This is a genomic window from Allobosea sp. BE125 (genome assembly GCF_031456075.1).
Lineage (GTDB): Bacteria > Pseudomonadota > Alphaproteobacteria > Rhizobiales > Beijerinckiaceae > Allobosea.
This window is the reverse complement of sequence record NZ_JAVDTY010000005.1, coordinates 269,228-281,651: the sequence shown is the minus strand read 5'-3', so window position 1 is coordinate 281,651 and position 12,424 is coordinate 269,228. Positions and strand designations below refer to the sequence as shown.

The 12,424-nt window shown below is 61.4% G+C and carries 11 protein-coding genes and 2 pseudogenes; 3 read left to right on the top strand and 10 right to left on the bottom strand.

The window, feature by feature from the left end:
- Positions 1-17: 17 nt before the first annotated feature.
- Both guaA and J2Y55_RS14125 read left to right on the top strand, forming a co-directional pair.
- A complete protein-coding gene (gene guaA, locus J2Y55_RS14130) occupies positions 18-1,583 on the top strand; it encodes a glutamine-hydrolyzing GMP synthase (RefSeq protein ID WP_310154059.1) in 1,566 nt (521 codons plus the stop codon).
- A 182-nt stretch (positions 1,584-1,765) separates the two neighbouring features.
- A complete protein-coding gene (locus tag J2Y55_RS14125; protein ID WP_310154057.1) occupies positions 1,766-4,555 on the top strand; it encodes a phosphorylase family protein in 2,790 nt (929 codons plus the stop codon).
- A gap of 23 nt (positions 4,556-4,578) precedes the next feature.
- Here the strand turns inward: J2Y55_RS14125 and J2Y55_RS14120 are convergent.
- The 7 genes and pseudogenes from J2Y55_RS14120 to J2Y55_RS14090 form a co-directional block, all read right to left on the bottom strand.
- Positions 4,579-4,724, bottom strand: a pseudogene (locus J2Y55_RS14120) (transposase domain-containing protein); the annotation flags it as partial.
- 12 nt (positions 4,725-4,736) lie between these two features.
- Positions 4,737-4,964: pseudogene (locus J2Y55_RS14115) on the bottom strand (hypothetical protein); the annotation flags it as partial.
- 55 nt (positions 4,965-5,019) lie between these two features.
- Positions 5,020-5,652 (bottom strand): class I SAM-dependent methyltransferase, encoded by a 633-nt coding sequence (locus J2Y55_RS14110; RefSeq protein ID WP_310154054.1) that lies wholly within the window; start codon positions 5,650-5,652, stop codon positions 5,020-5,022.
- A gap of 106 nt (positions 5,653-5,758) precedes the next feature.
- On the bottom strand, positions 5,759-6,172 hold the full coding sequence (locus J2Y55_RS14105; protein WP_310154051.1) for a nuclear transport factor 2 family protein: 414 nt from the start codon (positions 6,170-6,172) through the stop codon (positions 5,759-5,761).
- Between the two features lie 81 nt (positions 6,173-6,253).
- A complete protein-coding gene (locus tag J2Y55_RS14100) occupies positions 6,254-6,853 on the bottom strand; it encodes an NADPH-dependent F420 reductase (protein WP_310154048.1) in 600 nt (199 codons plus the stop codon).
- 30 nt (positions 6,854-6,883) lie between these two features.
- Positions 6,884-7,636: an SDR family NAD(P)-dependent oxidoreductase gene (locus J2Y55_RS14095; RefSeq protein WP_310154046.1), complete on the bottom strand. Its 753-nt coding sequence runs from the start codon at positions 7,634-7,636 to the stop codon at positions 6,884-6,886.
- A 49-nt stretch (positions 7,637-7,685) separates the two neighbouring features.
- The gene (locus J2Y55_RS14090; protein ID WP_310154044.1) at positions 7,686-8,420 is read right to left on the bottom strand and encodes an SDR family NAD(P)-dependent oxidoreductase; all 735 of its coding nucleotides are present in this window, start codon (positions 8,418-8,420) and stop codon (positions 7,686-7,688) included.
- 268 nt (positions 8,421-8,688) lie between these two features.
- On the opposite strand from J2Y55_RS14090, the gene J2Y55_RS14085 reads away from it, so the two are divergent.
- Positions 8,689-9,585: a LysR family transcriptional regulator gene (locus tag J2Y55_RS14085; protein WP_310154040.1), complete on the top strand. Its 897-nt coding sequence runs from the start codon at positions 8,689-8,691 to the stop codon at positions 9,583-9,585.
- A gap of 143 nt (positions 9,586-9,728) precedes the next feature.
- Here J2Y55_RS14085 and J2Y55_RS14080 read toward each other — a convergent pair whose 3' ends face one another.
- The 3 genes from J2Y55_RS14080 to J2Y55_RS14070 all read right to left on the bottom strand — a co-directional run bounded on the left by J2Y55_RS14080 (position 9,729) and on the right by J2Y55_RS14070 (position 12,307).
- On the bottom strand, positions 9,729-10,541 hold the full coding sequence (locus J2Y55_RS14080; RefSeq protein WP_310154037.1) for a glycosyltransferase family 2 protein: 813 nt from the start codon (positions 10,539-10,541) through the stop codon (positions 9,729-9,731).
- A 29-nt stretch (positions 10,542-10,570) separates the two neighbouring features.
- Complete coding sequence (locus tag J2Y55_RS14075) at positions 10,571-11,335, bottom strand: LuxR C-terminal-related transcriptional regulator (protein ID WP_310154033.1); 765 nt, start codon at positions 11,333-11,335, stop codon at positions 10,571-10,573.
- Between the two features lie 252 nt (positions 11,336-11,587).
- On the bottom strand, positions 11,588-12,307 hold the full coding sequence (locus tag J2Y55_RS14070) for a response regulator transcription factor (protein WP_310154030.1): 720 nt from the start codon (positions 12,305-12,307) through the stop codon (positions 11,588-11,590).
- Positions 12,308-12,424: the final 117 nt, after the last annotated feature.

Below are 12,424 nucleotides of genomic sequence, written 5' to 3'. Positions count from 1 at the left end.
TCCATTAACCGAACGCGATGACGAGCGAAAAAATCCACGACTCCATTCTCATCATCGACTTCGGCAGCCAGGTGACGCAGCTGATCGCGCGCCGCGTGCGCGAGATCGGCGTCTATTGCGAGATCGCCCCGTTCCAGTCGGCATCCGAAGCCTTCCAGCGCCTCAAGCCCAAGGGCGTGATCTTTTCCGGCGGCCCCGCCTCGGTGCCGGACGAGGGCTCGCCCCGCGCGCCGCAGGAGGTGTTCTCGACCGGACTACCGGTGCTCGGCATCTGCTACGGCCAGCAGACCATGGCGCATCAGCTCGGCGGCAAGGTCGAGAGCGGCCACGCGGCTGAGTTCGGCCGCGCCGATGTCGAGATCGTCACGCCTTCGGCGCTGTTCGAAGGCATCTGGGAGGAGGGTGGTCGCTACCCCGTCTGGATGAGCCATGGCGACCGCGTCACGCAGCTCCCAGCGGGCTTCTCGGTCAAGGCGACCTCGGAGAACGCGCCCTATGCGGTGGCGAGCGACGAGGAGCGGCGCTTCTACTCCACCATGTTCCACCCCGAGGTGGTGCATACGCCAGACGGCGGCAAGCTGCTGCGCAATTTCGTCGTCACCATCTGCGGCTGCGTGCCGGACTGGAGCATGGCGGCCTATCGCGCCGAGACCATCGCCAAGATCAAGGCGCAGGTCGGCAAGGGCCGCGTCATCTGCGGCCTCTCCGGCGGCGTCGACTCGGCTGTCGCGGCCGTGCTGATCCATGAGGCGATCGGCGATCAGCTCACCTGCGTCTTCGTCGACCACGGCCTGATGCGGATGAACGAGGCCGAAGAGGTCGTGCGCCTGTTCCGCGACAGCTACAACATCCCGCTCGTTCATGTTGAGGCGGAAGCGCTTTTCCTCTCCGAGCTCGCCAAATGCGGCGCCGATCCGGAAGCCAAGCGCAAGACCATCGGCCGGCTCTTCATCGAGGTCTTCGACGAGGAAGCGAAGAAGCTCGGTGGCGCCGATTTCCTGGCCCAGGGCACGCTTTATCCCGATGTGATCGAGAGCGTCTCCTTCTCCGGCGGTCCATCGGTGACGATCAAGTCGCACCACAATGTCGGCGGCCTGCCCGAGCGCATGAAGATGAAGCTCGTCGAGCCGTTGCGCGAGCTCTTCAAGGACGAGGTCCGTGTGCTCGGCCGTGAGCTTGGCCTGCCGGAGGCCTTCGTCGGCCGCCATCCCTTCCCGGGACCGGGCCTGGCCATCCGCTGCCCCGGCGAGATCACCAGGGAGAAGCTCGACATCCTGCGCAAGGCCGATGCGATCTATCTCGAAGAGATCCGCAAGGCGGGCCTCTATGACGTGATCTGGCAGGCTTTCGCCGTGCTGCTGCCGGTGCGCACCGTCGGCGTGATGGGCGATTATCGCACCTATGACCATGTGCTGGCCCTGCGCGCCGTGACCTCGGTCGACGGCATGACGGCGGATTTCTACCCCTACGACATGGCCTTCCTCGGCCGCACCGCGACCCGCATCATCAACGAGGTCAAGGGCATCAACCGCGTCGTCTACGACGTGACCAGCAAGCCGCCCGGCACGATCGAGTGGGAGTGAGGGTTTAACGTAGGCTCGCGTAGGAGAAACTCGCTGGTCAGATGCGCAAAGAGACGGGACAAAGCGCTTATTGGGAGTTCTGATCTGATCCCCACAATACCGGCGCGGGCATCTTTTGGGGGCGCGGGTCGATTTTTACAAAAGTATCGTAGGTCTCAAGAAGTCAAACATGTGGGCCACTCATGTCAGTCGAGCGCTACATTTTCTTGATGAACGGCTGGTCAAGCACGGCGGGCGGCATTCAAACGGTCAACCGTGAACTGGTATGCGCCCTATCCGCAGCGCGCTCCTACGCTGCGTTCTCAGTGTTGGTTCCGCAGGCCTCACAGGAGGAGATTGGCGACGCGACGTCCAGGGGAGTAGAGTTGATCTCGGGGGGAGGGAAATCTTCCGACGACTGGATGTCCGCTGTGCTGTCGCCCGCCCTCGCGCAAATCGATCCTGCGGAGGTGGTGGCCTTGGTTGGACATAGCAGCTTCTCAGGCGGACAAGCGCGGCTCTTGCGCGATCGGCAGTTTCCTGGTTCCCGGCTGGTTCAATTCATCCACATGTCTCCCCTGCGGACTGAAGCGCTCAAGGAGTACCGACAAGACAAGTATGTCGCGGTGCGCGAGGACAAGGTTCGGCAGGAACAAGAACTTGCCGAAGCTGCCGATATCGTTATTTGCATCGGGCCGCGACTGCATCGCTATACTCGCGACTCGCTCGTTGCGAGAGGAGTAAGTGCAGATAGGATACACCCGTTGAGCTGCGGCCTAGCGCCGCCAACGATGCTGCGTGTACCTCCGCTCAATCCGACTGTGCTGTGTTTAGGCCGTACAGACAGCTTAGGCGTCAAAGGGCTCGACATCTTCGCCTACGCAGCCGGCTACCTCACAAATGATTGGAAAACACACCCCTCCACCGCGACGAAACCGGCGCCCGATTTCGTCGTACGGGGCGTGCAGAGTGACGGCGAGACCTTTGAGCGGCATCTCATTTCCCTTGCCGAAGAAGTAGGGCTAAGGCCGAAATTGATCGCACGACCCTACACGACTGTACAGCGAGATCTAGTCGCGGATTACACAGGCGCAAGTATCTTCATGATGCCGTCCAGAGAGGAGGGCTTTGGGCTGGTGGCCTGTGAGGGCCTGTCTCAAGGCGTTCCCGTCATACTGTCGGAAGACAGTGGCATTTCAGAATTAGCACGTGACGTGATGAAAACGCACCACCTGCGCGAGGATCCTTGCATAGTTTCAATGCGCGGTGATGCAAAGGAGATTGGACGCCGTTTCGCTACGGCGGCGCTGGAAATCCTCGTCGATGAGGAGAGGGCAACCAGCTATTATCAGGCGCTTCGCGAGAGAATGCTCTCAGTTGCATCGTGGAGTGCTGGAGCGTTGCGCTTCTTGGAAATTCTAGATCAGGCCAGATCGCGACCTAAATCACAGGCCAAAATCCCGTCGCCTTTTGGGGCCGCGTCATCCATATCCGCGGCACACAACTCCGAAAATGCCATCCAAGAGCTTCTATCCAAACAGGGCGTTCTGGCTGTTTCGTTGAAGCAAGCCCTCGTCGTCATTGTAGAACGTGGAAAGCGTCCAAATTTACCGGAAGAGATCGGAGGAATAGAGGTCGTAGTGAGGGAGGTCGATGCGGTTAGGCTCAGTTCAGAACTATCAAACGCTCACAGTGACGGACTCTATTTTGAGGGACAGCGCAGGGCATCGATAGGAGCCATTTTGGCTGCGCCAGACGATACGCTGCACGCGATCACAGCTGCACACGCGATAGAGCGCATGCCTATCGAGGAATTCGAGGTCAAGCTAGGCTCACTTACCCTTAGTGCAAGAGGCGTGGCTAAGCCAATCGGCTTAGACTTAGCGTTGGTCCGATTGTCAAATCACTCGCATTCCAAAAGTCCATGGAACCCGGCCCCGCCCGAGCTGAACGAGCGCGTGACCGTCAGAGTCGGGGATAAAACGTGGAACGCCAGAATTTCCACGGTCCAATTGACGGCGCGCATAGACGGCCTCGGGCACGGCACCATCCGCAACCTTTTCGAGGTGAACGTCCAGGGCGCCCTACCGCCAGGCGCGTCCGGTGCGCTCGTCGAAAGCGCAAACGGGCGCCCAATCGGGATCGTTCTGGCAACGATGTTTGAAACGAAGGGCTCACCGAGTTCGTATGTCGTCCAGGAGTTTTCCGATCTAGACCTACCAGGTTATTCTGTCGCGCACTTGCGGCCAAGGAAGAGCGAACTGAGCGTCGCCGTGGTTGCATCCTCGGCCGATATTCTTGCTGCTTTGGCGAATGTTGAGTCAGTTCACTGGATGACACGGTCGAGACTCGGCAATGAGACCATGATGGGCCGGATCGGGCTCGACGGTCCACTTATCACGGCCACTGCGACAGACAGATTTGGCGCAGTTGGCACCGCTATTGCGACAACTCAGGTTCTTTACAGGCAGATGCCGCACGTAATTATCCACCTTGGATTCTGCGCGGGGTTGGCGCCTGATCGTCAGCGCATCGGAGACGTATTGTTGTCCACCGAGGTGACATCGGTGGCAGTTGGCGCGCTTCGTTCGGACCAGCTTTTCCCGAGTATTCAGATTCTGACTGAGCGCCAGCCACAGCTTCGGCACAAACTTCTGGTGGCGATTTCTAGGTGGAGAAACGCCGATTTCGAGGTTCATTTTGGCCCGATCGCGGCAGTCGACTATTTGATCGAAAGCCCCAGCCGACTATCCAGAATCAAGGAAATAGGGCGCAACCTCTTGGGGATAGACATGGAAAGCGCAGGTTTCGCTCAAGCGGCCCAAAGTTGGAGCCACACGAGCCCCACCATCGCGCCCTTCATGCTGGTGGTGAACGGCATCACTGACTTCGCAGACGGACAAAAGATCGATCAAGGACGTAAGCCGGCAGCCAACAACGCCTCGCGGGTGGTCATAGAATTGGTCCGAGCCATTGATAATATGGCGATCTAGATATTCCAATGTAACCGATGTTTTCAGGCTACATTTTTGAGAGTGGGCGTTTCCGAATGGTGCAGGGCAGGAGATCGATCTTGCTGTTGGGATGGCTATTGACGATGCGGATGATGATGTTGGCCAAATAAGCGTGAGGCTCGACGCTGATGAGCTTACAGGTTTCGATCGCTGGTTTCGGTCAGCCCCTCGTCACATAACGACGCACGGTCGTAGATTGATTGATCGACTTCTGCTCCTTCTTGAACACATCCTGGAAGATGAGCTGGCCCCAAATGCGGCCGCGTGCGCGCACCAGCGCGCCCTCGTTGAGCTCTCCCAGCTTGACGGGTGCGAACCCGAACTGTTTGGCCAAATCCGCCACGGGAGCGATCCCGTCCTCGTCGTCACCAGACAGGAACGCGAAACGGCAACGCTTCCACATTTGCGAGAGATGATCTAATTGCAGCCTGGATGACTCACTGTCAGGGCTTCACGAACCGATAGGCGAAGCGATCGGTCTTACCCTTGATCGAGGGATCGAACACCTTGACGGAATGCGGATCGTCCTTGTTTGCGAGCAAGGTGCTTTCCGCGTCCAGCACGAAGCCGGCCGCCTCCACTTCCTTGCGAACGGAGGCAGGGTCGATCCGATGCAACGACTGGGCCTCGCTCGTACCCACTCCTGCGGCGGCGGCGTGATCGACGATGACGTAGCGCCCACCGGGCTTCAGCCGCTCGTAGACGGCTCGATTGAAATCGGCCGCTGTCGCGCCCTTGGCCTGCATCAGCGCGGTGTGGAGATCGTGGTAGAACAGGTGCAACCACAGGACATCCGCTGGTTGCGTGACCTTTGGCATCGCTATGAGGTCCGCCGAGACGGCTTCGACATTCTCTCGGCCCGGCTCTTTCGCAAGCGTCGACATGCGGCCGAGGGGATCGTTCTTGAAGTGGGCGACTTCCGCCGGCACGAAGCTGTAAACCCGTCCCACTGGTCCGACGATGTCGGAGAAGAGGCGCGTCCAGTCGCCGTCGCCCGGGTACACGTCGATCACGGTGGAGCCCGCATCGATGCCGGCGAAGCGGGTCAACTCGGATAGCTTGGATTGGTCGTACATCGGAATCTCCTTTACGGTTGGGCATATGACGAGCGGGCGGGGCGCGAGGGGGGCAATCCGCGGCTGATCACCGCCTGCCCGGAGCGGATGGCTGCAGAGGGCCAGGCTACGCAGGCTCGGATGCGTCCATCTGCGCGGCGCGGGCCAGTGCTTGCGTGTCGACGTATTCCCGGATCTTGGTCAGCCTGCCATCCCGGACAGTGATGGCGAAGATCCAATCGTCCTCGAACGTCTTGTTCGTGGCTTTGTTCTTTCCCCGCGCGAAGCCGACGACGAGGACCCGATCTCCTTGCGCCACGAACTCCCGGGGCTCCGTGGATGTTTCCATCGAGGTGGATGCCGTCTCGAGCAAATCCGCCAGCCCGGCGTGTCCGTGGCGCGTTCCGGCCAGCGGCCAGTCCTCGCCCGGAATGATCCACTCGATGTCCTCAGTGACCAGCGCCAGCAGGGCCTCCCTGTCGCCGCGGCCGATCGCGGCGAAGAAGTCCTTCACCGTCTGGATGTTCTTCTCGATACTCACGGGAATGTCTCCATTTCGCACGGATCGGATCGGGCTCGATCCGATCCGTGCATCGTGACCCTGCCGGCAGGCGCGTCGTGTTCAGTCGAACTTGGCCAGGTCCTTGAAGACCAGATGACCCCAGCTGTTTCCGCGCGCCTGGACCAGCAGCCCACCTTCTGAAAGCCCGCCAAGTTTGATCGGCGAGAAACCGAGATCGTCCGCGAGCGCAGCAATCTCTGCTGCGGCAGCGTCATCGTCGCTCGCCAGGAACACGACTCTCCTGCCACCATGCACGGCCGGATCCTGGTCAAGGGTGGCAGCGATCAGATGGTTGAAGCCCTTGACCAGCCTTGCCCCGGAGAAAGCCTGCGCGATGAATTTCGATGAAGGCTGTCCTGCCAGTTCCTCAGGCGGCACGCCGTAGGCATTGGTCACATCGACGATGGTCTTGCCCTGCCAGTTGGGCAGCGCCTTGGCGACATCCGGGTGCGACGCGAAACGAACAGCCAAGAAGATGATGTCCGCCTTGAGCGCGTCCGCCAGCGTCTTGGCAACGATCGTAGGCCCGATCGCCGCCGCATCGGCTGCAAAGCTTTCCGGGTCGCGCGTGGTTGCGACGGATACGTCGAGGCCCTTGCGGGCAAACGCCTTGGCCAGAGCCTGGCCGATGTGGCCGAAGCCGATAATTGCGTAGCTCATGATGTGTTCCGATCTTGCGTGATGTCGGGATCAGACTTGCGCCAGCCCACCGTCGACCGCGAGATCCACGCCGGTGATGTAGGAACTTTCATCGGAGGCGAGGAACGTGACGGTAGCCGCGATTTCCTCCGGCTGGCCCCTTCGACCCATGGGGACCTGCGAGGCAAATTGGGCGGCCGCCTGCTCGGCTTGCTCAGCTGTAAGGCCCGTCGTTGTCGCCAGGGCAGGGGTCTCGATCGGTCCTGGGCTCATCGAATTCACCCGGATTTTGCGGTCCTTCAGCTCCAGTGTCCAAGCGCGCGCGAAGTTGCGCACAGCCGCCTTGCTCGCTGCGTAAGCGCTGAACCCGGGCAGCCCCATCACGTTCGAGACCGAAGAGGTCAGGATAATCGAACCGCCATCCCGGAAGAGGGGAAGGGCCTTCTGCACCGTAAAGAACAGCCCCTTCACGTTCACGTCGAAGGTCTGGTCGAAATGAGCCTCAGTCGCCGCCGCGAGCGGAGCGATTGTCCCCGCGCCCGCATTCGCGAAGAGAATGTCGATGTGACCATGCTTCTCTTTCACGACGGCGTAGAGCCGGTCCAGATCGTCCAGGCACGCCACGTCGCCGACGACCGTCGTAACGTTGTCCTTGATGAGGGCAGCGGCCTCTTTCAGCTCTTTCTCGCGTCGCCCGGTAATCACGACATGAGCGCCTTCTTCCACGAAGCGTTTGGCCGTGGCCAACCCGATCCCGCTGCTGCCGCCAGTGATGACTGCGATCTTGCCTTCAAGTTTTTTCATGGTGTTTATCCTTCGCTGTGCGTGGGCCAGGCCTGGGCCCAGGCGGGGGTCAGAGTTGCGCCAGGCCGCCGTCGACGGCGACCTCGCTGGCTGTCATGAAGCTGCTGTCCGACGAGGCCAGAAAGGCTGCCGCCGCCCCGATCTCGGCCGGATCGGCCATGCGCTGGAGCGGAGTCATCGCGCCGTAGGCCCTCTGGCCTTTCTCGCCCAACGCCTGCTTCGCGAGTTCGGTCGCCGTCGCCCCGGGCGACAGCACGTTGACCCGGATGCCGGTGCCCTTCAGGTCCTCCGCCCAGCTCCGCGCGAGGTTGCGCACGGCCGCCTTGCTGGCGCTGTAGGCCGTGAAGCCCGGGGCGCCCGTGGTGCCGGCGCTCGATCCGGTCAGGATGATCGAACCGCCCGGGCCCATCAGCGGCAACGCCCGCTGGACCGTGAAGATCGTACCCTTCACATTGGTGTCGAAGGCTTCGTCAATGTGCTCGGCGGTGATCTGGCCGAGCGGAAGCGGGCTTCCCGCACCGGCATTGGCGAAGACGATGTCGAGGCTTCCGCGCTCGGCCTTCACCGCCGCGTAGAGTCGGTCGAGGTCGGCCTCATTCGAGACCGAGCCCTTCACCGCGCGGGCATTGGGGCCAAGCTCGGCCACAGCCGCATCGAGTGCTTCCTGCCGGCGGCCATAGATGAAGACGAAGGCGCCCTCCTCGATGAAGCGCTTTGCTGCGGCGCGGCCGATGCCGGTGGCGCCGCCTGTGATGACGGCGGTCTTTCCATTCAATCTGGTCATGTCATGGATCCTTCCAGGGTTTCGCCTTGGCATTGGGGAGGCGCTCCCGAGACCTCAACATGGGCCCGCCCAGGTCAGGCGTTGAGTAAGGAGGCGCGCATATCCGTGGTGCGAAAACGATCCGGAAGGGGTTCAGCGCCCGGCGAGACGACAAGGTTGCGCCGTTCGGAACTGGGCCGCGCTCGTCGACCTATGCTACGGTGATTGCTCAAATTGCGGGACGATGAGTTAGGGATCTGGAGGGCACCGCGCGGTGCCAAATTGCACCATGATCGACTGGGATGACGTTCGCTATTTTCTCGCCGTCGCGCGCGGAGGCTCGGTGCGGGCTGCCGCCGAGCGCCTCGGTGTGAACCACTCGACCGTGCTGCGACGCATCGCCCAGCTCGAGGAACGCCTCGGGGCGCAGATGTTCGAAAAGCTGCCTTCAGGCTACCGCCTGACGGCCGCGGGCGAGGAGGTCGTCGAGCTCGCGAACCAGATGGAAGCGTCGTCGCACCAGCTGGAGACGCGCGTCTTCGGGCGCGACCAGAGCGCGCGCGGGTTACTGCGGGTGACGCTGCCACCATTCCTCGCGACACATCTGCTCATGCCGGATCTCGCCGATTTCGCGCGTCTGCATCCGGACATCGAGATGGAAATCCTGTCGTCCGGCGAGGTGGCGAATCTGACCAACCGAGAGGCCGATGTCGCGATCCGCATTGTCACCGACCGCAAGACCCTGCCGCTCAATCTTCACGGCCTGAAGGGGCCGGAGCTGTTCAGCGCCGTCTACATGTCTCGCGATCGACTGGCCGCGTGGCGTGCGGGCGCGCCTGATCCGATCCGGTGGATCGTCATAGACGATCATGGACTCCCGGTCTGGGCGCGCGAGGGGGAGGTTCACACCGCGGGAGTTCCGTTCAGGACCCCGGACGCCGCGACGCAGATCGTTGCAGTGCAGCAAGGGATCGGGATGACGAAATTGCCGCGCTTTGTCGGAGATGCCGACGCTCTATTGGTGAGGGTGCCGGGCATCGACCTGCCGATGCATGGGACGCTCTGGCTTCTCACGCAGGGGGAGACACGCAAGACGAAGCGTGTACGGCTCTTCACCGAGTTTGTATCCCGCAGGCTCGCCGCCTACGCTCCGCTTCTCGCGGGGCTGTCCGTATCGCGCGACTGACAGTGGGGAAGCTGATCCTCGCGGAGTCTGTCCCGAAGACCTCCTGAGCCCCGGCCGGCGCCGTCGATGTGCCGAGCACGTCTTACTCGCGGCTGCACGGCGCTTTGCTCTGATGCGAGCGGTAGCCCAGGCTCTCTGCCGCGTCAGAAATGGGCTTTCGGCTGGAGCTTCAGCGTCGTTCGCGTGGAATCCGCCACCTTCGACAGCAGCCAGTCGGGATTGCCGAGATTGAAATAGCCCTTCAGCAGAAAACGCCAGAGCAGACGCTGCGCGTTCGAGGACGGCCCATGCTGCGTCAGTATTCTCGCGCACTCGGCCGTGGTTCGGCTGCCATGGATCGCGCTGTTGTTCACTCCGGTTCGCCGGAAGCAGGCAATCGGCCGATCGATCCGACCATAGGGCTCCTTGGTCAGGGCTCGGCAGAACATATCGTAATCGCCGGCGTCCTTGTAAGCGATATCGAACCCGCCCAGTTCCTCGAAGAAGCTGCGCGAGAAATAGGTCGCCATGTGCATGATGGGGTTCCAGCCCAGACAAGCGAGCATTGCGGGCGTCACCCAGTTCGGAGGCGCCGCGAGCCCACCAAGGCTATGCCCTTTCGCATCGGTCCATCTGATGGCGCCGACGACCCAGCGCCGGCGGCTTTCGCGGTAAGCCTTCACCACTGCGGCGGCTGCGCCCTCGAGCATCACGTCATCGGCGCCAAGAAAGCCCAACAACTCGCCGGACGAGTTGAAGGACCCCTTGTTGATGGCGTCGAAGATGCCGCTGTCCTTGCCCTGGAGCACGCGCAGTCCACAGCTGAGCGCGAGCTCTACGGTTCCATCAGTACTGCCGCCGTCGACGATCACATGCTCGATCTCGATGTCGCGCGTCGCATTCGCGCGCGCGGACTCGATGCATTCCTTCAGATACGCGACGGCGTTCAGCGTCGGAGTCACGATTGTCACGATCATGGAATTGCCCTGTCGTTACAGCCGGTCGATTACGAGAGCTGGGGCGAGGGGGCCGCTTCCGGTCTTGCGGCGATCATCGGCAAGGTCTCGTCCTCCGCCATGTCGCTCGCCATGTCGTCCTCGGCCACGACTGGAATCCGGGTTGCCGCGTTCTGCATGGCCCACATGGCCGCTTGGGTGCGGTTCCTGACACGCAACTTGCGCAAGATTGCCTTGACGTGGACCTTCACGGTCGCCTCGGCGATTTCGAGCTTGCGCGCGATGACCTTGTTGGATTCGCCCAGCATGAGCCCTTCCAGAATGCTGACCTCCCGGCCGGAAAGGCCCGAGAACGGCGACCCGTCGGCCCTGCGTTGCGCACCTTGGAGAAGGCGCTGTGGCGCGACCGCGACCTCCGAGAGCTGTGACAGCAACTCGGGTGGAAAGACGGCTCCATTCGCGATGACGACCTCCAGAGACATGATGAGATCTTGCGCGGAGATGGATTCGACAAGATATCCCACGGCGCCCAGTTGCACGGCGCGGTGCATCAATTCACGGCTGCCGCGCAGGGCGAGGGCCACGATCTTGGCGCTCTTGAACTGCCGCTTGATGTCGCCGACGATGGAGCAGGACATGTCGTCGATCACGACGATGAAGAGATCGGGAGATTTTTGACCGTTCTCGTGCCTATGGGAATCGAGGCTGGCGGTTCTTTGGCTTACGCGGAAACGCGCGCCATTCAGTAGCTGTGTAATCCCTTCCCGGAGCAGCGCGTTGTCACTCAATACGGCGGTCTCGATGAGTTCAGGCATCGTAATTCCCCCATTACTCGACACAAAAACCGATACGATAAGGACCTACTCGAACTACGGCGTATCCATTAATCTGTTAGAGGCATTCCGAGACGAGATTCGCAGCTTCTAATCAATTGGAGCACCGGACTGGCGCGAATTGGCATATGTGCCAGAACGGCATCGTTAATAATTAGTTCATACGGATGTGTTCGTCTTGTCAGGAAAGTACGGTCCTCGTAAGGACAATCCTTACAGGACACGGCATGGTTGTTAGTGTCGGGGCTTGGTTTTGCCCTGGCGCGGCTTGCTTCGCGGCTCCTGATCGATCTCAGACGTTCGGATCAGATCTCTGGCGAGTACAGCAGCTTCCGTCCGATTCCTGACATTGAGGACACGCATCACCCCCGAGACATGGATCTTCGTGGTTGGTTCTGCGATGTGGAGCGCCTGGGCGATTTCGCGGTTCGAAAGTCCATCCGCCAGGAGCGTCAGGACATCTTTCTGTCGCGGGGTTAATCCGAACGGGCTCTGCTGCAAGCTGGAACGCCGTTGCGGAGCCTCGCGAGGGCGCTGGCCTTCCGCGGCCTGGCCGAACGGAGTCAGGGCGCGCGGAATCGAGAGGCGCCCGGCAAGGACCTCCCTGACCGATTCAACGATCTCGTCATCCCGCTGCAGCGTTGAAATGAAACCGTGGAAGCCCTCAGCGATATAGTGGAGAACCTGGTCGAAAGTGCCGTCGGTTGAGATGACGACGTAGCGGGTCAGCGCAGAGGCGCGCTTGAAGTCCCAGATGATACTGGGACTAGCCGACCCCATCAGGTTCAGGCTGACGAGCGCGAGATGGATGTGTTGTTCTGACAGCAGGCCGCGCATCAGGCTGTCGAGATCGGTAGCCTCCAGAAATTCAGCCTCCGGCAGCGCAGCCTGCAGGACGACCCGCAACCCAGTGCGGTAGAGTGCATGTTCGTCGGCAACGAGAATCCTGACCATGGTTCGTGCCGCCGATCCGGTCGCCCTTTGCAGTCGGGAGGCGCGGCAGTTCTTGACGCAGCTTCCGCTCAGTTACAGGCGGCTATCGAGGCCCTGCCCCCCAGCTCCCCATGCACT